This window comes from uncultured Sulfitobacter sp. (genome assembly GCF_947502895.1).
GTDB lineage: Bacteria > Pseudomonadota > Alphaproteobacteria > Rhodobacterales > Rhodobacteraceae > Sulfitobacter.
The window spans coordinates 139,020-161,265 of record NZ_CANNBM010000003.1 but is presented as its reverse complement, the minus strand read 5'-3'; the positions used below and the strand labels follow the sequence as shown (position 1 = coordinate 161,265).

Below are 22,246 nucleotides of genomic sequence, written 5' to 3'. Positions count from 1 at the left end.
GTGCGCATTTATGCGCACCGTCACTCTCAAGACATCCATGCGCACCATGCTCCCTCACAAAGCGGAGCGAACCAATGCCTGAGCGCCTCTCTCTCTACGACACAACCCTGCGCGACGGCCAGCAAACCCAAGGCGTGCAATTCTCCACCGAGGAAAAGCAGATCATCGCCAAAGCTCTTGATGCGCTGGGCGTGGACTATATCGAGGGCGGTTGGCCGGGGGCGAACCCGACGGACAGCGCGTTTTTCGACGCAGCCCCCCAGACCCGCGCGCGCATGACCGCCTTTGGCATGACCAAGCGCAACGGGCTGTCAGCCGAAAATGATGATGTGCTGGCCGCTGTCACCAATGCAGGCACCGCCTCTGTGTGCCTTGTGGGCAAGACACATGACTTTCACGTCAAAACGGCGCTCGGCATTTCATTGCCAGAGAATACCGAAAACATCGCCAAATCGGTAGCGCATCTCGTGGCGCTGGGCCGCGAGGCGCTGTTTGACGCAGAACATTTCTTTGACGGCTACAAGGCCAACCCCGCCTACGCGCTGGAAGCGATCAAGGCCGCCTATGATGCAGGTGCACGCTGGATTGTGCTGTGTGATACCAACGGCGGCACGCTGCCTGCCGAGGTGCGGCGCATCACGACCGAAGTTATAGCGGCGGGCATCGAGGGCGACCGCCTCGGCATTCACACCCATGACGACACCGAAAACGCTGTGGCTTGTACGCTTGCCGCCGTTGATGCAGGCGCGCGGCAAATCCAAGGCACCCTCAACGGATTGGGGGAGCGGTGTGGCAACGCAAACCTCACCACGCTGATTCCGATCCTCAAGCTGAAAGAGCCCTACGCCAGCACCTTTGAGACAGGTGTAACAGACGAAGCACTTGCGGGGCTGACGCGTACGTCGCGGATGCTGGATGAAATCCTCAATCGTGTGCCGTTGAAACAAGCGGCTTTTGTCGGCTCTTCCGCATTTGCCCATAAGGCAGGGTTACATGCCTCTGCGATCCTGAAAGATCCGTCCACCTATGAGCATATCGAGCCGTCGGTGGTGGGCAATGCCCGCGTGATCCCGATGTCCAATCAGGCGGGCCAGTCCAACCTGCGCCGCCGTCTGGCGGGCGCAGGGCTCGAGGTGGCCAAGGGCGATCCCGCGCTCAGCGAAATTCTGGACGAGGTCAAAGCCCGCGAAGGCATCGGTTATAGTTATGATACCGCACAGGCGAGTTTCGAGCTGTTGGCGCGCAAGGTGCTTGGCCAGATGCCGCAGCTTTTCGAGGTCAAGCGATACCGCGTGACAGTCGAGCGGCGCAAAAACAAATACGACCAGATGATTAGCCTCTCCGAAGCTGTGGTGGTGGTCAAAGTCGACGGCGAAAAGCGGCTGTCCGTCTCGGAGAGTATGGACGACACAGGCGGTGACCGTGGCCCCGTAAATGCGCTGAGCAAGGCCTTGGTCAAAGACCTCGGCCAATATTCGGCCCTGCTTGCGGATTGGCGACTGGTCGACTTCAAAGTGCGCATTACCCAAGGCGGCACTGAAGCGGTAACACGCGTCATCATCGACAGCGAAGACGGGCAGGGCCGCCGCTGGTCCACCGTGGGCGTGTCGGCAAACATAGTAGATGCCTCGTTCGAGGCGCTGCTCGATGCAATTCGCTGGAAATTGATCCGCGATACAGGAGACGCGTCATGATCCTAACGATACTTAAACGCGTGGTGATTTCTGTCGTCATTACCCTGCTGGTCGCAGTTGCACTGGTGTTCAGCCAGTCGCCGCGCAAAATGGCGGGTGAGGGCGGGCTGGATTTCACCCGACAGCTCGAAAGCGTGGGCGACGCTCCTGCACCCTTGCAGAGCGTCCCTATGCGCGATGGATACGCGCTTCAGGTGCGCACCTATGGCGGTGCGGATGATGTGCCGTTGCTCGTACTTGTGCATGGCTCTGGCTGGCATGGTCTGCAATTTGATAATCTCGGCAAAGCGTTGCAGGGGAAGGCTGATATCATTGTTCCCGATCTGCGAGGGCACGGAACGGCACCCGGAAGGCGGGGCGATGTCGATTATATCGGCCAGTTGGAGGATGATCTGGCAGATCTGATCACTGCTGTTGCAAAGCCGGACCAGAAGGTGGTCATGGCAGGCCACAGCTCGGGTGGCGGGCTGGTTGTGCGCTTTGCGGGTGGTCAACATGCAGAGATGATCGACGGGGCGGTTCTGCTTGCACCATTCCTAAAGCATAACGCGCCTACTACGCGGCAGGATTCGGGCGGTTGGACTCAGGTCCTGATGCGCAGGATCATCGGGCTGAGTATCCTCAATACGTTCCGCATCACGGCGCTGAACCACCTCCCGATTATTCAACTGAACATGCCAAAGGTCGTGCTGGAAGGCCCATTGGGTCACACCGCAACAACCAGCTATTCCTACCGTCTGAACGAATCCTACGCGCCGCGTAGCGCCTATCTGGATGATATTGCCGCTTTGCCGCCGTTTGTGTTGCTTGCTGGCAAAACAGATGAGGCATTTTATGCCGAGCAATATGCCCCCACGATGGCCGCTGTGACAGACAAAGGCCGTTATGAGCTGATGACGGGCGCGACCCATCTGGACATCGTCGACGATCCGCGCACCAAGGCGATAATTGAAGGGTTTCTGAATGAGTTTTGATCCCAAAATGGAGGCGTTTTTTGCGCTGCACCGCGATTTGCCGCGCGAAGGACCGGGTGAAGCGGCTGATGTCGCTTGGGCGGTGTCCCTGCTGGAATTGCCAGACCGTGCGCATGTTGCCGATGTGGCCTGTGGCCCTGGTGGTGATATTGCGGCCTTGCTTGAGGCCGCGCCGAACGGCCATATCACCGCGTTTGATACCACTGCGCATTTTGTTCAGGCCGCACGGCAAACGTGGGGTCATGACGGCCGTGTAACGGTTCTGCGTGCGGATATGAAAGCGATTGCGAACCCCTATGATCTGATCTGGTGTGCGGGTGCTGTCTATTTCATGGGTGTCACTGCGGCGCTGACAGCTTGGCGCAAATCACTGCTGCCGCAGGGTGCGGTTGTGTTCTCCGAGGCATGCTGGTTCACTGACACCCCGTCGCCGCGTGCAGCCGAATTATGGGCGCGCGAGTACCCTAGCATGACAAATACCGCTGGTATTACAGCACAAATTACAGATGCCGGTTATGAGGTGCTGGGGCAGCGGCGTTTGTCTGATGCCGCTTGGGAGGCGTATTTCACACCGCTTGAAGCACGCGCAAAAGCACTGCGAAAAGATGCGGTTGGCCCGCTGGCTGACGTATTGGATGAGGCCGAAGAAGAGATCGCGTGCTGGCGCGCGCACAAGAACGAGTTTGGCTATTTGTTGAGCGTGGTACGGCCAGCGTGAACTGGAATGAAGACATCAACGCCTGTGCGGCCATTGTAGAGCGGGGCGACCCGCTTCGTTTTCGCACCGCTATGCTGGCGCCGCTCGCGCAGCGGGCGAAGCTCTTTGCGCTTTATGCTTTTAACGTGGAAGTCAGCCGCGCACCTTGGGTCACTCAGGAGGCGATGATCGCCGAGATGCGGTTGCAGTGGTGGCGCGACGTTCTGGAAGAAATTGCAACTGGCGCTACCGTGCGCCGCCATGAGGTCGCAACGCCCTTGTCCGCAATTATCTCTCCCGATCAGGCGCGGATGCTGGATACGCTGGTCGCCGCACGTCGATGGGATATCTACCGTGACCCGTTTGAAGACGGTGACGACCTGACACGCTATATTGACCAGACTGCGGGCAGTCTGATGTGGGTCGCAGCCTCGCTATTGGGCAAAGCACAGGAAGCGCCGGTCCGCCAAGCAGCATATGCTGCGGGCATTGGGGCTTGGTTGCGTGCGATCCCTGCGCTGGAAGAGGCGGGTCGCGTACCCCTGTTGGACGGCACGCCCGGAGGTGTTGCCGATCTGGCGGACGGTGGCTTGGTCGCACTCGGACAAGCGCGCAAGGCACGTGACAAGATCGGACGTCTTTGTGCGCCAGCATTGCTGCTTGCCACTGCGGCAGAACCCGCTTTGGTCGCAGCCAAAGCACATCCGCAGTCTGTTGTTGATGGCGCATTGCCTGACACCGGCGTCGGCTTTACGCTTCGTGCTGCACTGGGTCGGTGGTAAGAGGGCGTTCAGGCTCAGGCCGCGACGCGGCGATCGCGCAGCATCAACCAGATCAGTGCGCCGCCCGCAAGGATCAGGAACGGGATCATGGCATAGTTTACAGCCGCCCAACCCGCCTGTGCCGACCCGCCAGAACAGTTCATCAACCCACCAGAGGCAAGCGAGGCGACTGTCACGCCGCCAAACACCAGCAAATCGTTCAGCCCCTGCATCCGCCCGCGCTCATGCGGCGAATGTGCGCCAGCCAGCATGGATGTGGCCCCGATAAAGCCAAAGTTCCAGCCGATGCCGAGCAGGATCAGTGCGATAAAGAAATTACTCAGCTCGACACCTTGCAGCGCCACGATGCCTGCCGCAGCAAGAATGACCAAGCCTGTGCCGATTATCTTTTCGACACCAAATCGATTGATCAGGTGACCGGTAAAGAAAGAGGGGGCGAACATCGCCAGCACATGACCAGTCACCACAAAGCCTGCGATGACCTTGAACATCGTCGATGTCTCGTCACCCGAGAACATATCGGCGAGAAATGGTGGCACGGACGTGTCGCCTGCGATCCCGCAGCCAACAACAGCGAGAGGTGTTGAGGTCATCACGAGGTTCATCAATGCGTATGATACCATCGCACAGATCACAGCCACGGCGATGCGCGGTGTGCGCAAAAGCTCCAGCCTTGTACGGCCATGCGGTGCGTCAATGTCGGGCTTGGGCGGTGTCGGAATGTCGATAAAGAAAAATAATAGAGAGCCTGCGATGTTCAGGATCGCCACAGCCACATAGGTGCCGACAAAAGGCACTGCCGTCAGGCTGAGGGACGTGGCCGATGCCAGCTGTGGCCCGATGATGGCCGAGGCCAGACCACCCGCCATAACGTATGAAATCGCCTTTGCACGGTATTCATCCGATGCGGTGTCAGCAGCGGCAAAGCGGTAGAACCCCTGAGCAGACATGTAGATACCCGTCAGAAACGAGCCCGCAAGAAAGATCGGGAAGGACGCGGAAAACAACCCGTAGGCCGCAACAAGCGCGCCCGTTGCTCCGCCAGCCGCCCCGAGGAAGAACCCCGCACGGCGGCCATATCGCTGCATGATCGCCGAAACAGGTGTGGCAGACAGCATCGAACCGAGGACGATCATTGAAATGGGCAGTGTCGCAAAGCAGATGTTAGTGGCCAGCGACTGGCCTGCCAAACCACCTACCAGAAAAATCATGGGCATTTGTGCGCCCAGAATGGCCTGTGCTGCAACCAGAACGGCTACGTTGCGCTTTGCGCGGGTGTCGTCAATCATCGTCAGGTCCCTTTGTCTGGCTCTAGGGCTACTCTTCGAACGGATGTTCGGCAACCCCTGTCACCCTGTGAAGGGGCTTGTACTGTACGCTGGCGGGGGTAGTACTGTTGGCGTGATAGCAAATCCCCATATCCTTTTGCTGGCAGGCAGTTGCGAGGCGCGCGTTGTTGCGCAACACCTCAGCGATCGGGGCGCTAAATATGACGCTTGGCTATCGGAAGCGCCCCGCGGGGCAGCTCCCATGCCCCAAATTCCCCGGCTGCGCAGGTTTGACAGTGCGACACAGATGCAAGCAGAGATAATGCGGTCAGGGGCGCGTGTGATCGTTGATGCCGCCCATGTCTTTGACCGCAACACAACCCTTCGCGCTTTTGCCACTGCGCAAAATACGGGCCTTTCTTATCTGCGGATAGAGCGACTGGCATGGCAACTGCCGCCCAGCAGCGCCTGCGATCATGCGCTGGATGTATCCAGCGCAAATGCGATGATCGGGGCAGGCGCAAGGGTATTTGCCGCGACAGGGTGGGATAGCTTGCAAGATTTTTCGACCTTCGCAGGAGAGGTATTGATGCTGCGGCAAACCCGAAAACACGAGCGTGCGGCGCCATACCCCTTTGTACGGCTGTCCTTTGACGATCCGCCGTTCACGGCAGATCAGGAGAAAGCCATGTTTCGGGAGCACGGCATTGACACGCTGGTGTGTCGCAACCTCGGTGGAGCTGCGAGTTGGTCAAAGGTAGAGGCCGCTCTTGACCTTGATCTCAGGATTATATTGGTGGACAGGCCTCCTTTGCCTGCACAGCTTCCTGTGGTCAGCAGCGCGGAAGAGGCGATTGCTTGGCTGGGTAGACTGTGACGCGCCAAATAACCTGTGATGCGGATGTGGCGGAAGGGGCCGCGTGGCTTGCCGCACGCGAGCCGCGCTTTGCTGCGGCGCTGGCGCAAACAGGGCCACTGCCGTTGCGCCTTGCCCCTGACGGGTTTGCGGCGCTGTTCAACAAGATCGTCAGTCAGCAAGTCTCGGTCGCGTCAGCGCGCGCAATCTGGGGCAGGGTGGCAGCGGCGGGCCTTATTACACCACAAGCGATTGTATCGGCCAGCGATGATGAACTGCGATCAGTGGGGCTAAGCCGTCCCAAGCTGAAATACGCCCGTGCTTTGGCCGAGGCAGATATTGATTTTGTTGCGTTGCGTGCCGCCAGCGACGCCGACGTTATCGCGACCCTTACGGCTGTTTCGGGCATCGGGGTCTGGACGGCGCAGGTTTATGCGATGTTCAATCTGGGCCGGCCGGATCTGTTTGCCCCCGGTGATCTGGCCCTGCAGGAGGCTGTGCGCGTGCTGTGGAATTTGCCGGACCGCCCGACGCCAAAAGAACTGGAGGCGCGCGCGCGCGACTGGTCGCCTTGGCGGGCGGTTGCAGCGCGTCTGCTGTTCACCTACTACCGTGTGATAAAAGAACGGGAAGGAATAACATGACACGAGTCCTCACTTCGGAACGCCGCGCGCCAGTATCGGGCGAGACCCGCTCGGTCGTGGTGTTTTTGCACGGATACGGCGCAAACGGGGCCGATCTGCTGGGCCTTGCCGACCCACTGGGAGAGCATTTGCCCGATACGCTGTTTGTGGCCCCCGATGCCCCCGAAAGCGTTGCAGGCATGCCAAACGGCTATCAGTGGTTCCCGATCCCGTGGATTGATAATTCAAGCGAGGAAGAAAGCGCGCGGGGCATGGCCCAAGCGGTCGAAGATCTGAACGCCTATCTTGATGCGCTCATGGTGGATGAGGATGTCCTGCCCGAGCAGGTCGTCCTGTTCGGCTTTTCCCAAGGTACGATGATGGCACTGCATGTGGCTGCGCGCCGCGAGGACGAAGTTGCAGGGGTTGTCGCATTCTCGGGTCGTTTGCTTGCACCAGAGAGCCTTGCAGACGAGGCCGTATCGCGCCCGCCGATCCTGTTGATCCACGGCGATCAGGACGATGTTGTGCCGCCCCAGTCACTGCCAGAGGCAGCTGAAGCCCTGCAAGAGGCGGGCTGGACGGATGTGTTCGCTCATATCATGAAGGGCACAGCGCACGGTATCGCGCCTGACGGGCTCTCGGTGGCATTGGCGTTTATGCGCGACAAGCTGAGCCTCTGAGGCACATGTCGGGTACTCTGTCTGCCTAAAAATCCTGTCCTTCAGGCTGCGACATCTTGTGCCCTTCAAAGGCTTGCCAGCTTGAAACCACGAGATATAGTCATGTCAAACGGAAGACGGGTGGCGTGCAGATGGACGGCGATTTCAGAACCGAGTTTATACGAAGTCCAGCAGGGCTGAAACACAGGCCCGCGCTGGTGCTTAATGCGGATTATCGGCCGCTAAGTTATTATCCGCTGTCGCTATGGTCTTGGCAGGATGCGGTGAAGGCCAAATACCTCGACAGGGTCGATATTGTGGCCGAATACGAGGAGTGCGTGCACAGTCCCACCACCACTTTGCGCATTCCCTCGGTTGTGGTTCTCAAAGATTATGTCAAACCTCAAAAGCGCGTGGCCTTCACGCGCTTTAATTTATTTCTGCGCGACGAATTCCGCTGCCAGTATTGCGGCAGCAAGGGCGAGCTGACGTTTGACCATGTGGTGCCGCGTGCCGCAGGGGGCGTGACCAGCTGGCAAAACGTGGTGGCTGCGTGCAGCCCGTGCAACCTGCGTAAAGGCTCCAAGGCACTGCATCAGACGGGATACACCCTGCGCAAACCACCGCGTCAGCCCGAAGCGGAAGAGCTGCGCAATATGGGCCGTAAATTCCCGCCCAACCATCTGCACGAAAGCTGGATGGACTTTTTATATTGGGACGCCGAATTGCAGGCGTGATGTACTGTCGTTAAACGAGTTGGCTTTTTTTACAGCATGACCAAATAAATTTTAGAAAAAAGGTTATTAGCATGGAAGACGACTTCCCACAGACAAATGACACCACTGGGCGCCTTTCCGTAGGTGGCACAGCCACCGGCGTTCTGGAAGCTTTAGGGGACGTAGACCGTTTTGCGATAGATGGTATTGCGGGCCAGACCTACACGATCGAAATGTTGAGCGCTAATGAATCCGAGAGTGGTTACCCTGTTATCGACACGCTTATCCGTGGAGTTTTTGACGAAAGCGGCACTCGGGTCGGGCGGGGCGACGATGACGGAGGAGCAGATACGAATTCGCTGACCAGTTTCGCCCCGTCGGCTGATGGCACCTATTACATCGACGCGTCTTCATATGCGGGATCAAGCATCGGCGCGTATGAATTGCGCGCGAGCTTGGTGGCAGATGACTTTCCGAATGTTCCGTCAACCACGGGCATGGTCTCGATTGGCGGGACTGTGACGGGGTTGGGCCAGCCAATAGGGGAGAACGGGACGGATCGCGACTGGTTTGCTGTCTCGTTGGAAGCTGGGGTGCTGTACCGTTTTGATATAGACACATCCAACATCAACGATACCTCGCTGCGGCTATACGACGAAGGGGGCGAACGCGCCTTTCTGCAAGAAAACGAGCTGTTGGTTAATACGCGGGGCGACTCGATGTTCGTTTTTGCGAATGCGCCAGGTGACTATTTTGTTGATGTGCTGACCTTTCGTGAGAGTTTCAGCTATTCCTTGTCTGCAACCGAACTGTTTCGCACTGAAATAGACCAGCAAGATACAGGCGGATTTCCGGTGCTTGCCGTACTTTCCTCGGGGACCACAGCGCGCGGCAGCTCGCTTGATGAATTTGTTCTTGTAGCGCGAGAGACCGACGGAACGGCACTGCTGCGTGGCAGTGCAGGCAATGATACGCTGATTGGTTCGGCTGGCGATGACATCCTGATCGGCGATGACACGCTGGACCGGTTTGTGTCATTTGAGCAAGACGAATTTATTTATCGCGCATACCAGCTTCTGCTCGACCGCGCGCCCGATCCCGAAACTGCGGCGGCGCTGGAAAATCAGAGCTATGCTACCATCGTGGACATTATTCTTCGAAGCGTCGAATTCAACGCCAAGAATGCTGAGTTTGATATAGACTTGGCCTACGATGTTGATCCCTCTGCGTTTGTTGATTTTCTGTATACGGCGATGCGCGGAGAGGCGCCCGCCACTTCCAATACTTACAGACAGGAGTATATCTCACGGCTCGAAAGTACCGGTCGGCCATTCAGCAGTGAAATTGATGTTGCGGTGTCATTCATCAACAGCCAAGAGTTTCGTAATGTCGTCGGTGGTGATGCCCTTGATTTTTCCTTGCGCGATGTGACACCGGATGACCTTGGACCTATCTATGATATGTACGCGGCGGTCTTGGGTCGCACGCCTGACATGTTCGGCTTTACCCAATGGCAAATTGAAACGAATGATGGCCTCAGTAACGCGAGCCTTGCCTCCCGTTTTTTGAACTCGGCCGAGTTCGGGAAAATGGACGAGATGTCGGACGCGGCCTTTGCGGGCTATATTCTGGGCAATATGGGCGTATCCGAACAGGTGTTCTCGCTGCAGGTGGCCAGCGATCTGTTGGCAGGCGGTACATCGCGGGATGAGTTTGTTAACGCTTTGACGACACTTTTTGACGCAGACGGGGTCGAGGACTGGATCCGTGCAGAGGGCACCGATGATGTCTTGATCGGCGGGGGCGGCAATGACCGATTGCTCGGCGGTGCATTCTCGGATGAGTTTGTCTTTGCGCCGAACACAGACGGCACGGCCCGCGTGATGGATATGGAAACGTGGGACAAGCTGGACCTGACGGCCTTCGGGTTCGAGGACGTCTCAGCGGCGCGTGCAGCCTTTGGTGCCAGCGGCGATGATTTGGTGTTTGCCGCGCAGGATACCAACTTTGTGGTCGTCGATTTTACTCTTGCCGCGCTCAGCGATGATGCGCTGTTGATCTAGGGATCAGAGCGCCAGATCAACCCAGACAGGGACATGGTCGGACGGTTTTTCATGGCCGCGAATGTCTTTGTCGATCTGGCAATCAACCAGCCTGTCGGCTGTATAGGGACATAGCAGGAAGTGGTCGATGCGGATGCCCAGATTCCGGTTCCAAGCGCCTGCTTGATAATCCCAAAAACTATAATGACCGGGGCCTTGATGACGCGCGCGAAACGCCTCTGTCAGGCCAAGGTTCAGCAATGCGCGCCACTTTGCGTGGCTTTCGGGGCGGAATAGTGCATCACCGCGCCATGTTTCGGGGGTCGCTGCATCCTCGGGTTGGGGGATGATATTGTAATCGCCCGCCATCAGAAACGGCGTCTCTTCGGCCAGCAATTCTTGCGCACGGGCGCGCAGGCGGTCCATCCACGCCAGTTTGTAGGCGTATTTGCCGCCCTCAACAGGGGTTCCATCCGCCGCGAGTTCCACTGGGTTTCCATTGGGCAAATAAAGGCCGCACAGGCGCACAGATTGGCTCTCGCCTACGACTGTAGCCTCGATATAGCGCGCTTGCTCATCGCTATCATCGCCAGGCAAACCGCGCGTAACATCCTCTAGTGGCAGCTTGGACAGGATACCCACACCATTAAACGATTTCTGCCCGTGTACTTCGACGTTATAGCCACGCTCTTCAAAGATTTCGGTTGGAAAGGCTTCGTCTACCGACTTGATTTCCTGCATTAAAACAACATCGGGCTTGGCTTCGTCCAGCCATGCAGGCAATGCGTTTATGCGGGCCTTGATCCCGTTGATGTTAAATGTGGCGATCTTCATTGGGGCAGGCTCCTTGGGCGGGTTAGCCAAGCTATCGCGCATCTGCGCGGGTAGGGCAAGCCATCCGGCACGCTGCGGCACAACGCGCGTTTGCGCAATGAATCCTTCCTTTCTGACATGGATTGTGGTTATATTCGGCCTACGTCACGTCCTATCCAAACAGGATGCTAGACACGTAAAACGGCGCGATGCCGGGTCAGGGACGGCCCGTAACCGCGCCAGCTATTACGGGCATCAATACTGGATATTCGTCAAGAAGCAGATCTCGAACTGGCGCACGGCATGTCCTGCGCTTCGGCAACCTAGCCAACAGTAGACCGCATGAGCGGGGGAAGACGCGAACCGGACGGGGTTGAATGTACTGTGATGATGCGAGGATCATTTGCGGTGCAAGCGACACAACACTGTCAGCGTCTTTCCCCTGCTTCTGCGTTAGATCTGCACACCATGTTTGCTACATCGAAAACGACGTGCCACAGCCACATGATGACGTCGCGTTCGGGTTTTCGATCACAAACCTTGCGCCGATCAGCTCTTCGGTAAAGTCAATTACCGCATTGGCAAGGAACGGCAGCGAAATACTGTCGACCACAACTTTTTCGCCAGCGCCTTCAAGGATCAGGTCGTCTTCCTTGGCTTCGTCCAGTGCGATCTCGTATTGAAAGCCCGAACAGCCTCCGCCCTCAACCGCGACGCGCAGGGCTTTGCCATCGGTAGCTGCACCGATCTCGCTCAACCGTTCAAAGGCACGTTGTGTCACTTGGGGGGGCAGGTTCATGTGCTGGGGCTCCGCAGTGTGTTTTCATTGGGCTGTAAACGTAATATAGAAACGGACAAAGCGGGGTACAAGCGCCGCGTTACAGGAGACTACGTGTGCGTGCATCCTTTGCCTCCGATCCGGACCGCGCCCGCGGGCGACGTGTCCCCGAGGAAGAGAGCAACTTCCGCTCGTCTTTCCAGCGCGACCGTGACCGGATTATCCATGCCAGCGCCTTTCGCCGGTTAAAGCACAAGACACAGGTGTTTGTGGAGCATGAGGGCGATTATTACCGCACACGGCTGACCCACAGCATCGAAGTAGCCCAAGTGGCGCGTACGATCGCTGGCGCGCTTCACCTGAACCCCGAACTGACCGAGGCAATCGCGTTGGCCCATGATCTGGGCCATCCGCCTTTTGGCCATACAGGCGAAGACGCGCTGCATGCGTTGATGCAGCCCTATGGCGGGTTTGATCACAACGCCCAAGCGATCAAGATCGTTACATCGCTTGAGCGCCACTATGCCGATTTTGACGGGCTGAACCTGACATGGGAGACGCTGGAAGGGATCGCCAAGCATAACGGCCCTGTGCTGGGCGATTTGCCGCACGCATTGGCCGACTACAACCGTATGCATGATCTTGAGTTGCACACCCATGCAAGTGCCGAGGCGCAGGTGGCCGCGCTGGCCGATGATATTGCCTATAACAATCACGATCTGCATGACGGTCTGCGCGCAGGCCTGTTCACCGAAGACGATATCGCAGGCCTTCCGTTGCTTGCCCCTGCCTATGCGCAGGTGGACGCAAAGTATCCAAAACTGGACTCCTATCGCCGGCGCCATGAAGCACTGCGGCGGGTGTTCGGCATGATGGTTTCGGATGTGATCGAAACCTCGCGCGCGCAACTGTCGATTGCGCAGGCTGCATCGGTTGAAGACATCCGCAATCTTGGCCGTCCGGTGATCTGTTTTTCAGATGCGATGTGGCAGGACCTTGGCGCGATCCGGCGCTTTTTGTTCACACGTATGTATCGCGCACCCGCCGTGATGAAAATCCGCGCCGAAGTGACGGGCGTTGTCGAGGCCTTGTTTCCGCTATTTTTGGAAAAACCTGCGCTGATGCCCGCCGAGTGGGCAAATTATATTGCGCAAGCAGGGACAGACCGTACACTCTTGGCACGTATCGTTGCAGACTATATTGCAGGTATGACCGACCGTTTCGCGCTGCAGGAGCATGATCGCCTGATCGGCAATACGCCGCGCGCGGGGTCGTATAACGCCCAAGGGCACACGCACAAAGGGTAGCTTATGTTGGACAGTGAGACACAGCAGATGAAACGCCCATCGGGTACTTTACAGGGCCAGCGTATATTGGTGCTGGGAGCATGCTGCGGATTTGGCCGCGGCATGGCGCGCGCGCTGGCGGCGTCGGGTGCGCAGGTGGTTGTCGCAGACAGCAACGCCGATGCGTTGGCGCAGATCAGCAACGCGGTGCCATTGCCGCTCAAGGGCGAGGCCGATGTGGCGCTGCGCCGCGTGGGCCGTGCATGGGGCGAAGCGCGTCTTGATGGGGTGTTGAACCTGATGCCTCTGCGCCAGCCTGACAAGATTGATCTGAACGTGGCGGTGCTACAAGGGATCGTGCAAGGCTTTATGCCCGCGTTGACCTTGCGCGAAGGCCAGATTGTCAGCGTTGTTGCACGCCCCGAACAAGCGTTGGATGTAGGGGCAGGGGCCATGGCACCCGCGCTGGCATCTGCGCAATCGGCACTGGCCCATGCGCTGCGCCGTGACGGGCTGACCCTCAACATGGTTTCCGTTGGCGAAGGCGCGGTGAAACCCGCGCGCACAGCGGTTATCGGGCTGTTGTCAGGCGCGCTGGGGTCGCTGACTGGGGCCGAGCTGCGCCTTTGATTGACGCGCAGCCCCCGCGTGGTACATGAAGCGCAACATTCTGTTCTGAAAGCACACCAATGAACCTCTTTGCCGATATTCGTTCCCTTGTTTTGCACGCGCTCGACGCGATGGTTGCTGCTGGTGATCTGCCTGCGGGTCTCAGCACCGATAACGTCACGGCAGAGCCGCCGCGCGATGCGTCCCATGGTGATATGGCAACCAATGCGGCAATGGTACTGGCCAAACCCGCAGGGATGAAACCGCGCGACATCGCGGAAAAGCTGGCTGTGCGGTTGTCTGACGATCCGCGTGTCACTTCTGCCGAAGTGGCTGGTCCGGGCTTTTTGAACCTGCGACTTGCGCCTGCTGTCTGGCAAAATGTGGCGCAAACCGTTTTGGACAGTGGCACCGACTATGGCCGCGCGACGCTGGGGGCCGGCAAATCGGTGAACGTCGAATATGTCTCGGCCAACCCTACAGGCCCTCTGCATGTGGGCCATACCCGCGGTGCGGTCTTTGGTGATGCGTTGGCCTCTCTTTTGGCGTTCGCTGGTTGGGATGTGACGCGCGAATACGTAATCAATGACGGTGGCGGCCAGATCGGCATGCTCGCCCGTTCGGTTTATCTGCGGTATCTCGAAGCGCATGGCAAAGAGGTTGCCTTTCCCGAAGGGACCTATCCGGGTGACTATCTGGTGCCTGTGGGTGCTGCGCTTAAAGAGAAGGTGGGTGACCAATATATCGACCAGCCCGAGGATATCTGGCTTGGCCCCATTGGTGATTTTGCAACAGATGCGATGATGGAACTGATCCGCGATGATCTGGCGCTGCTGGGCGTCAAGATGGATCGCTTCTTCTCGGAAAAGTCTTTGTACAACACAGGCAAGATTGAAGCCTGCCTTGATAAGCTCGACAAAATGGGTCTGATCTATAACGGCACGCTTGAGCCCCCCAAAGGCAAGCTGCCAGACGACTATGAGGCGCGCGAGCAGACGTTGTTCAAATCGACCGAATTTGGCGACGACCAAGACCGTGCAATCAAAAAGCACGATGGCGCGTGGACCTATTTCGCCCCCGACATTGCGTATCACAATGACAAGGTCGAGCGCGGCTATGACGCGCTGATCAATGTTTTCGGGGCTGACCATGGCGGCTATGTAAAACGGATGAAAGCGGCTGTGCATGCGCTGTCGGGTGGCACTGTGCCGCTGGATATCAAGCTGACGCAGCTGGTTAAATTGTTCAAAAACGGTGAAGAGTTCAAAATGTCCAAGCGCGCGGGCAACTTTGTGTTGCTCAGTGATCTGATCCGCGAAGTGGGCAAGGACGTGACACGCTTTGTCATGTTGACCCGCAAAAACGATGCGCCGCTAGATTTTGATTTTGACAAAGTCACCGAACAGTCGCGCGAAAACCCGGTGTTCTATGTGCAATATGCCCATGCCCGTGTCGCCAGTGTGCTGCGCAAAGCGGCTGATGCTGGCATTGCGGTGGACGATGCCACGCTAAAATCCGCCGATCTGTCCAAGCTTGACCACGCGGCAGAGCTTGCCTTGCTGCGCAAAGTGGCCGAATGGCCGCGTCTCGTCGAGACTGCTGCGCGTAGCAATGAGCCGCACCGCATTGCCTTCTATCTCTATGAATTGGCGGGGGATTTGCACGGCTTCTGGAACCTCGGCAATGCCGAGACCGGCCTGCGCTTTATTCAAGAGGACGATCCTGCAACATCACAAGCGAAAATTGCCCTCGCGCGGGCGGTTGCGATTGTAATTGCAGCAGGCTTGGGTATCCTTGGCGTGACCCCTGCGGATGAGATGCGCTAAGCACCGCCGCAGGTACGAGCAAACACGATCAGATCAGCGCGGCAATGTACTGCGCTGACAGAGAGGCAACGATGGCAGATTTTACACACTCCCCTCAGGGGACGGGTGCGGCGTATCAACACCCTGAGTATTCCACCACCAATGGCAATGCTGTTACCAAACTGACCAATCTTGCAGGCGCTGTGGTTTCACTGGCACTTGTCGTTGGGGTAGGCGTTTGGGGTTATAAGCTGCTTGTGCGTGATGTGACCGGTATCCCTGTCGTGCGCGCTGCGGCGGGTGAAATGCGGGTACGTCCCGAAAATCCCGGTGGGCAGCTGGCGCAACATCAGGGCCTTTCGGTGAACGAGGTCGCCGTTGTCGGCGCGTCCGAGGCGCTGGCAGAGCAGGTCCGCCTTGCACCACAGCCCACTGATCTGGCGGAAGAAGACCAGCCGATGCCGCAAATCGAGGACGCGGCAGTTACGGCTATCCCTGAAATCGCTGATCCCGAACCGATTGTGCAAGATATCGCTGCTGCTATGGAAGCAGGATCAATTGACAGCATTGTAGCACAACTGACTGATGGTATTGCCCCGCTTGAACAGGTGGACGGCGAGGCGGTTCCGGTGCTTGCTTCGATCAATACGGGAAATGCCGTTGCTTTGCTAAGTGGTGATGGCATGCGTGTCTCGCTGCGCCCGACACTGCGGCCCAGCCGCCCTGCTGCGACCCAAGCTGCCGCCGCCGTGCCCAGCTCGGCTGTCAGTGATCTGGATATTAGTGCGGGCAGCCTGCCTGCTGGTACCCGTCTTGTGCAGCTTGGTGCGTTCGACACGCCCGAAATTGCCCGCGCCCAATGGGGCAAGCTGAACGCACGTTTCGCACCTTTCATGGAGGGCAAAAAGCGTATCGTGATGGAAGCTAAATCAGGTGGGCGGACTTTCTACCGACTACGCGCGCAAGGCTTTGACGATATCGGCGATGCGCGTCGGTTCTGTTCGGCACTCGTTGCGGAAAGCGTGGATTGCATCCCTGTGGTGACACGGTGAACAAGGGCCTCGCACGGTTCGGTGCGACAATCCTTGATGCCGATGGTCATCGGCTGAGCGCGGATGAAAAGGCGCTCTTTGCGGATGTGAACCCCTTTGGTTTCATTTTGTTTGCTCGCAATATCGACACACCGGATCAGGTGCGGGCGCTATGCGATGATTTTCGTGAGGCCGTGGGCCGCAATGCCCCCATCACCATTGATCAGGAGGGCGGGCGCGTCCAACGGTTGCGTGCGCCGCAATGGCGCGAATGGGTGCCGCCGATGCATTTTGTACAAGCTGCAGGCGCTGACGCTGCCGAGGCCATGTACATCCGCTTTCGCCTCATCGCACACGAGCTTTATGCACTGGGGATCGACAGCAACTGCGCGCCGATGGTTGATGTGCCTTGCCCCGACACCCATGATTTTCTTTATAACCGTTGTTACGGGCTGGATGCGCGCCATATCGCCCTGATGGGTCAGGCAGCCAATGACGGGATGTTGGCGGGTGGTGTTTTGCCGGTCATCAAACACATTCCCGGCCACGGCCGCGCGACTGCTGATAGCCATTTTGAACTGCCCCGTGTCTCGGCCAGCCGCAACGACTTGGACCGTGTCGATTTTGCTCCCTTCAAGGCGCTGCGTGACACGCCGATGGGGATGACCGCGCATGTGGTCTATGATGCGATTGATTCCGCTCCCGCTACCCTGTCGCCGCGCATGATGGGCGTGATCCGCGAGGATATCGGTTTTGATAATCTGATTATGACTGACGATATCTCGATGAAGGCACTGACAGGATCGCTGTCGGATCTCAGCCGTCAAGCGATTGCAGCAGGGTGTGACGTGATTTTGCATTGCAACGGCACCTTGGCAGAACGTGCAGAGGTTGCCGAAGCGGCGGGCGAGATGACCGATGCGGCTCAACGCCGCGCGCTGCGTGCGCTCAGCTATCGCCAGCGCCCTGACGATATTGACATTCCCGCCCTTGATGCGCAGCTTAAGGCGCTATTGGGCGAGGGGGCGCATGGCTGAAAACCTATTTGAGCAAGACAGCGCATCGGTAGCCGACCGTCTGGCCGCCGAAGCCCTGATTGTGGACGTGGACGGGTTTGAAGGCCCGCTCGATCTATTGCTGACGCTCAGTCGCACCCAGAAGGTTGATCTGCGCCGTATCTCCGTGCTGCAACTTGCGCGGCAATATCTGGCCTTCGTAGAGCGCGCCAAGGCTTTGCGGCTGGAACTGGCGGCAGATTATCTGGTGATGGCCGCATGGCTGGCTTTTCTTAAATCGCGTCTGCTGTTGCCCCCTGATCCAACCGATGAAGGCCCGTCTGGTGAGGAGCTGGCGGCACATCTGGCGTTCCAGCTTGAGCGTTTGGCCGCCATGCGCGACGCAGCTGCCCGCCTGATGGCGCGCGATCAGTTAGGCCGCGATTTCTTTGCCCGTGGGCAGACGCAAATGGTCGAACGGGTGCGCCGCGTCACCTATACGGCGACCTTGCTGGACCTGATGCAGGGTTATGCCCGCATCCGTACCCGCGATGATTTCCGCCCCTTTGTAATGGACCGCGAAAAAGTCTTTACGATGGAACAAGCACTAGAGCGGATGCGCGGCCTTATCGGATACGCAGGCGATTGGGGTGATCTGATGAGCTTTCTTCCCGAAGGATGGGAGAGCGATCCGGTCAAGCGCCGCTCGGCCACAGCGGCCACATTCGCGGCCTCGCTTGAGCTGGTAAAAGAAGGCCATCTGGAAATCCGCCAAAGCGATACATTTGCGCCCATCCAGTTGCGCAAGAAAGATTAAGACCATGTCAGAGCCTACTGTAGAACAAGAAGAAAGCCTGTTTGACGCGCCCCCCATGGCAGAGCAGGAACGTATGATCGAAGCTGTCCTTTTCGCCAGTGCCGAGCCTGTCACGATAAAAGAGCTGGCCGACCGTATGCCTCATGGCTCTGACGCTGCGGAGGCAATGGTACATCTGCGCCGCCGCTATGAAGGGCGTGGCGTGCAGGTCATGAAAATCGGTGATGCTTATGCCCTGCGCACTGCGGCCGATCTGGGATACCTGATGCAGAAGGAAACGGTGGAGGTCCGCAAGCTCAGCCGTGCCGCGATCGAAACTCTTGCCATCATCGCCTACCACCAGCCCGTCACCCGCGCCGAGATCGAGGAAATTCGTGGCGTTTCTGTCTCGCGCGGTACGGTCGACCAGTTGTTGGAGCTTGAGTGGATCCGCTTTGGCCGCCGTAAAATGACACCGGGTCGCCCCGTTACGTTTGTGGTGACAGAAGGCTTCCTTGATCATTTCGGACTTGAGAATGCACGCGATTTACCGGGGCTCAAAGAACTGCGCTCGGCAGGTTTGTTAGAAAACCGACCCGCTTTCGGTATGATGCCGCAAGTAGGTGAGGGCGAGGACGAGCCTGAAAGTACCGAAGGTCAAAGCGAGCTATTTGAGGACTGAACCTCAAAAATGCCGTAATTGTCCCTATATTGAGAACAAAGAAACGCGCGAGGAGAGTACTATGAACCAGATATTGAACATGGTCATGCGGATGGTGATGCGCAAAATGCTCAACAAGGGCATCGACGCAGGGTTTAACAAAGCCGCATCAATGAGTAGCAAGCGCAAGCAGCAGCCGCAGGGTGAAATCGATGATTTCGGCAACCCGACTGTGGGCCCCAGCAGCAAACAGCAAGAGATTCGCGCCGCACGCCGCGCCAAACGCCAAGGCGGCGGACAGGGTGCTAATCAGGCGAAACAAGCCATGAAAATGGCCCGCCGCGCAGGTAAGCTGTAAGCCCTCTATCTTTTGTCAGATATATTACGCGAATTTTTGGCAGACGGAGCTGGCCTTGCTCCAGTCTGCTATGGCGCTTTGAAATGCTTGGATAGCTTCAGGCCCTGGCCCTGATAGTTGGACGCGATCCCCGCACCATAAAGCTGTGTTGGTGCTTCAGACATTCGCTCGTACACCAACCGCCCGACAACCTGCCCATGTTCCAGCACAAACGGTGCTTCATGGCAGCGTACCTCCAGCACACCGCGCGATCCTGCGCCTCCTGATGCGTCATGGCCAAAACCGGGGTCGAAAAACCCCGCATAATGCACCCGAAACTCGCCGACCATTGCCAGATAGGGCGCCATTTCGGCGGCATATTCCGGCGGTATTGTCACCGCCTCGCGGCTGACCAGAATATAGAATGCACCGGGATCAAGGATGATTTGCCCGTTGTCGCTATGTACTTCTTCCCAATAGTCCGCAGGCGCATATTGGCCGATCCTATCCAGATCAATCACCCCAGTATGAGGTTTGGCACGGTAGCCCACCAGCGTCGTACCTTTGAGCCGCAAGTCCACGGAAAATCCCAGTCCGTCATCGATCACGGCAGGGCCATCGACCAAGGGCGTTTGTGCATGAAGCGCGCGCAAATCCTCGTCGCTTAGTGCCGCGTCACCCGTACCGAACCGTATCTGGTTCAGGCGCATGCCCGGCCTGACAAGAACCGAGAAAGAGCGCGGGCAAATTTCGGCATAGAGAGGGCCGGTATAGCCTGCGCTGATGCGGTCAAATTCGGTCCCGCCATCGGTGATGAGACGGGTCAGCAAATCCAACCGTCCTGTCGAGCTTTTGGCGTTTGCCGTTGCGCTTATTGCGTCAGGCAATGCCAGATGTTCCATCAACGGCACCACATAAACAGCGCCTTTTTCCAGCACTGCACCATTGCTGAGATCAACGCGGTGCATCTCGAACTCGTCCAGCCTGTCAGCTACTTTTGCGCCATGCCCCGCCAGAAAAGAGGCGCGCACGCGATAAGCCACAGTGCCAAGACGCAAATCAAGGCTCGCAGGCTGGATTTGGGCGGAGTCCACAGGGGGGGTGGCCGCGATCTCGCCACGCGCGATCATCTCTTCTAGCTGTTGGTTGGGAATCACGCCCGCCATGACAGGTCCTTTGCGAAAGCCTCGGGTCTGAATGTACGAAACGCCCACACCCGAGAGGATGCGAGCGTTTCGAAGTATGTCGTGGTCGGGCTAGCAGGACTCGAACCTGCGACCTTCCGTCCCCCAGACGGACGCGCTACCAGGCTGCGCCATAGCCCGACATGGGGGTGTTCATACCGCATAAACCCACACGCGCAAGAGGCAATCGCACCCATTCGTGCCGTGCCTCAGGATTTTGGCTGCGCGTTGTTGCGCCGGGCCGCCATTCGGTCCCGAAGACCTGCAAGCTGGGCCAACAAAGGCGCCATTTGCTGGGCTGTTCCCGCATCCAGCGCAGCCATGCGATAGGCGCGCGTCAGTGTCGCGGGTTGCGCATGGATCTCATGCTCTGGTGTTATCTCTGGCATCCCGATATCGCGCGGTTTCGGGGCAGGCGGCTCTTGCACTGCTGGTGGTTCTTGCACTGCCGGTGGTTCTGGTTCTGGCTCTTGCGCAACCGATGGTTCTGGTTCGGAATGCTCTACCGTCTGCGCAGGTTGCGGCGTCGGTTCTGGCGCTTGGGCCTGCGCTGACTGCGGCTCTCTATCTTGCGTCGCAGGGGTGCTCTCTTTTGTATCTGCGGCAGTGTCAGGGCTACGCATGAAGGATGGAAGCGGCTTTTGCGCTTCTGGTTTGGCCTCAGGCTCTTCCGCCACGCTTGCTTGCTCGGGTACAGTCTCTACTTCGGTGTCAGCTGGCACTGCGTCTGATAGATCTGCTGCAGCGGCCAGCGTGTCGCTTTCATCCACGGGCTCAGGACCGCTTGATAGGGGCGGTGCTTCTGGTGTTGGTGCGGGCGTCTGTGTCTGAGCGGACGCTGCTGCGACAGTCTCCGCCTCGTCGGGAGTGTCGATGTCTGTCGAAGGGACGGGCGCAATATCATCAGAAGCCAAATCTTGCGCGTCCATCGCTGGCGTTTCCGAAGCGGCGTCTTCTTGCGGCGCCTCAATTTGAGCCTCTGGCGCATCGGTTACAGGCTCGATTGCCTCGGCCACAGGCTCTTCTGAGGTGTGGCTAACAGCTTCAACTGTCTCAGGTTCAGCTGTTTCGGGTTCAGGTGTTTCAGGCTCGGACGCCGCAGCTACGGGCTCTGGTGCAGGCTCAACGGGGGCTGGAGGTTCTTCGGCCGCAGGTAATTCTGGTTTCGGCTCTTCAGGTGCAGCTGGCTGCGGTGCTTCCTCAAGAGTTTCGTCTTCTGTCGGGGATTGCTCGACCGTCGCTGTCTCTTCAGGCTCTTTGGGGGCCTCAAAAGGCAGCACAACTGCTTCCTCTTTGGGTGCAGGGATGGGCGCCGAGGTGGTTGGCGCGGCAGCAGGCATATCAAACTCCTGCTCGCCATCCTCCAGCGGAGGAGACATTGCCGATACATGGCTCATGCCTTCTTCGCGCAGCAGTTTTTGCACACCCTTGATGGTCAGACCATCATCATGCAGCAGCTTCTTGATACCGCCCAACAACAACATATCGGCAGGACGGTAATAGCGGCGGCCACCTGCGCGTTTGATGGGCTTTACTTGCGTAAATTTACTCTCCCAGAAACGCAACACATGCGCCTGAATGCCAAGCCAGTCGGCAACTTCTGATATAGTGCGGAACGCGTCAGGAGATTTGGGCAT

At 58.1% G+C, this 22,246-nt stretch carries 22 protein-coding genes and 1 tRNA gene; 17 read left to right on the top strand and 6 right to left on the bottom strand.

Going from position 1 to position 22,246, the window contains the following annotated elements; genetic code table 11:
• Positions 1-74 precede the first annotated feature (74 nt).
• The 4 genes from cimA to Q0903_RS13820 are packed head-to-tail and all read left to right on the top strand — an operon-like array spanning position 75 to position 4,147.
• Positions 75-1,694 carry a citramalate synthase gene (gene cimA / locus Q0903_RS13835; protein ID WP_299416390.1) on the top strand — a complete coding sequence of 540 codons (1,620 nt, stop codon included), beginning with the start codon at positions 75-77 and terminating at the stop codon, positions 1,692-1,694.
• Positions 1,691-2,668 carry an alpha/beta fold hydrolase gene (locus Q0903_RS13830; RefSeq protein WP_299416388.1) on the top strand — a complete coding sequence of 326 codons (978 nt, stop codon included), beginning with the start codon at positions 1,691-1,693 and terminating at the stop codon, positions 2,666-2,668. Before cimA ends, Q0903_RS13830 begins: the two co-directional genes overlap by 4 nt.
• Positions 2,658-3,386: a class I SAM-dependent methyltransferase gene (locus Q0903_RS13825; protein WP_299416385.1), complete on the top strand. Its 729-nt coding sequence runs from the start codon at positions 2,658-2,660 to the stop codon at positions 3,384-3,386. Before Q0903_RS13830 ends, Q0903_RS13825 begins: the two co-directional genes overlap by 11 nt.
• Positions 3,326-4,147 carry a squalene/phytoene synthase family protein gene (locus Q0903_RS13820; RefSeq protein ID WP_299416384.1) on the top strand — a complete coding sequence of 274 codons (822 nt, stop codon included), beginning with the start codon at positions 3,326-3,328 and terminating at the stop codon, positions 4,145-4,147. The genes Q0903_RS13825 and Q0903_RS13820 overlap by 61 nt, the downstream gene beginning before the upstream one ends.
• 14 nt (positions 4,148-4,161) lie before the next feature.
• Here Q0903_RS13820 and Q0903_RS13815 read toward each other — a convergent pair whose 3' ends face one another.
• Positions 4,162-5,436 carry an MFS transporter gene (locus tag Q0903_RS13815; protein ID WP_299416382.1) on the bottom strand — a complete coding sequence of 425 codons (1,275 nt, stop codon included), beginning with the start codon at positions 5,434-5,436 and terminating at the stop codon, positions 4,162-4,164.
• Between Q0903_RS13815 and Q0903_RS13810 the strand changes: the two genes are divergently transcribed.
• From Q0903_RS13810 to Q0903_RS13790, 5 genes are all read left to right on the top strand, one after another.
• Complete coding sequence (locus Q0903_RS13810) at positions 5,357-6,292, top strand: precorrin-6A/cobalt-precorrin-6A reductase (RefSeq protein ID WP_366141503.1); 936 nt, start codon at positions 5,357-5,359, stop codon at positions 6,290-6,292. The two genes, Q0903_RS13815 and Q0903_RS13810, sit on opposite strands and share 80 nt — an antisense overlap.
• Positions 6,289-6,915, top strand: a complete 627-nt coding sequence (locus Q0903_RS13805; protein ID WP_299416378.1) for a DNA-3-methyladenine glycosylase 2 family protein — start codon at positions 6,289-6,291, stop codon at positions 6,913-6,915. The genes Q0903_RS13810 and Q0903_RS13805 overlap by 4 nt, the downstream gene beginning before the upstream one ends.
• Positions 6,912-7,577 carry an alpha/beta fold hydrolase gene (locus Q0903_RS13800; protein WP_299023619.1) on the top strand — a complete coding sequence of 222 codons (666 nt, stop codon included), beginning with the start codon at positions 6,912-6,914 and terminating at the stop codon, positions 7,575-7,577. The genes Q0903_RS13805 and Q0903_RS13800 overlap by 4 nt, the downstream gene beginning before the upstream one ends.
• Positions 7,578-7,708: 131 nt before the next feature.
• Positions 7,709-8,293, top strand: coding sequence for an HNH endonuclease (locus tag Q0903_RS13795; protein ID WP_299023617.1), 585 nt, complete (start codon positions 7,709-7,711; stop codon positions 8,291-8,293).
• A gap of 71 nt (positions 8,294-8,364) precedes the next feature.
• Positions 8,365-10,335, top strand: coding sequence for a hypothetical protein (locus Q0903_RS13790; RefSeq protein WP_299416374.1), 1,971 nt, complete (start codon positions 8,365-8,367; stop codon positions 10,333-10,335).
• A gap of 3 nt (positions 10,336-10,338) precedes the next feature.
• Here Q0903_RS13790 and xth read toward each other — a convergent pair whose 3' ends face one another.
• Together xth and Q0903_RS13780 are read right to left on the bottom strand one after the other, a co-directional pair.
• Positions 10,339-11,148, bottom strand: a complete 810-nt coding sequence (gene xth, locus Q0903_RS13785) for an exodeoxyribonuclease III (protein ID WP_299027569.1) — start codon at positions 11,146-11,148, stop codon at positions 10,339-10,341.
• 454 nt (positions 11,149-11,602) lie between these two features.
• Positions 11,603-11,926 (bottom strand): iron-sulfur cluster assembly accessory protein, encoded by a 324-nt coding sequence (locus Q0903_RS13780; RefSeq protein WP_299023614.1) that lies wholly within the window; start codon positions 11,924-11,926, stop codon positions 11,603-11,605.
• A 95-nt stretch (positions 11,927-12,021) separates the two neighbouring features.
• Between Q0903_RS13780 and Q0903_RS13775 the strand changes: the two genes are divergently transcribed.
• The 8 genes from Q0903_RS13775 (at position 12,022) to Q0903_RS13740 (ending at position 19,446) form a co-directional block, all read left to right on the top strand.
• Positions 12,022-13,212 (top strand): deoxyguanosinetriphosphate triphosphohydrolase, encoded by a 1,191-nt coding sequence (locus Q0903_RS13775; RefSeq protein ID WP_299416369.1) that lies wholly within the window; start codon positions 12,022-12,024, stop codon positions 13,210-13,212.
• A 3-nt stretch (positions 13,213-13,215) separates the two neighbouring features.
• Positions 13,216-13,821 carry an SDR family NAD(P)-dependent oxidoreductase gene (locus tag Q0903_RS13770; protein ID WP_299023611.1) on the top strand — a complete coding sequence of 202 codons (606 nt, stop codon included), beginning with the start codon at positions 13,216-13,218 and terminating at the stop codon, positions 13,819-13,821.
• A 59-nt stretch (positions 13,822-13,880) separates the two neighbouring features.
• A complete protein-coding gene (gene argS, locus Q0903_RS13765; protein ID WP_299416366.1) occupies positions 13,881-15,626 on the top strand; it encodes an arginine--tRNA ligase in 1,746 nt (581 codons plus the stop codon).
• 71 nt (positions 15,627-15,697) lie between these two features.
• Entirely contained in the window at positions 15,698-16,657 is a 960-nt protein-coding gene (locus Q0903_RS13760; RefSeq protein ID WP_299416363.1) for an SPOR domain-containing protein, read from the top strand.
• Positions 16,654-17,673, top strand: coding sequence for a beta-N-acetylhexosaminidase (gene nagZ / locus Q0903_RS13755; protein ID WP_299416360.1), 1,020 nt, complete (start codon positions 16,654-16,656; stop codon positions 17,671-17,673). Before Q0903_RS13760 ends, nagZ begins: the two co-directional genes overlap by 4 nt.
• Positions 17,666-18,448: a ScpA family protein gene (locus Q0903_RS13750; RefSeq protein ID WP_299023605.1), complete on the top strand. Its 783-nt coding sequence runs from the start codon at positions 17,666-17,668 to the stop codon at positions 18,446-18,448. Before nagZ ends, Q0903_RS13750 begins: the two co-directional genes overlap by 8 nt.
• Before the next feature lie 4 nt (positions 18,449-18,452).
• Positions 18,453-19,109, top strand: coding sequence for an SMC-Scp complex subunit ScpB (gene scpB, locus Q0903_RS13745; RefSeq protein WP_299416357.1), 657 nt, complete (start codon positions 18,453-18,455; stop codon positions 19,107-19,109).
• Positions 19,110-19,170: 61 nt separating this feature from the next.
• Entirely contained in the window at positions 19,171-19,446 is a 276-nt protein-coding gene (locus tag Q0903_RS13740) for a hypothetical protein (RefSeq protein WP_299416355.1), read from the top strand.
• Positions 19,447-19,514: 68 nt separating this feature from the next.
• Here Q0903_RS13740 and Q0903_RS13735 read toward each other — a convergent pair whose 3' ends face one another.
• The 3 genes from Q0903_RS13735 to Q0903_RS13725 all read right to left on the bottom strand — a co-directional run bounded on the left by Q0903_RS13735 (position 19,515) and on the right by Q0903_RS13725 (position 22,246).
• On the bottom strand, positions 19,515-20,591 hold the full coding sequence (locus Q0903_RS13735) for a 2'-deoxycytidine 5'-triphosphate deaminase (RefSeq protein ID WP_299416353.1): 1,077 nt from the start codon (positions 20,589-20,591) through the stop codon (positions 19,515-19,517).
• Positions 20,592-20,673: 82 nt separating this feature from the next.
• Positions 20,674-20,750: transfer RNA gene (locus tag Q0903_RS13730), tRNA-Pro, on the bottom strand.
• Between the two features lie 68 nt (positions 20,751-20,818).
• Positions 20,819-22,246, bottom strand: a complete 1,428-nt coding sequence (locus tag Q0903_RS13725; protein WP_299416350.1) for a MerR family transcriptional regulator — start codon at positions 22,244-22,246, stop codon at positions 20,819-20,821.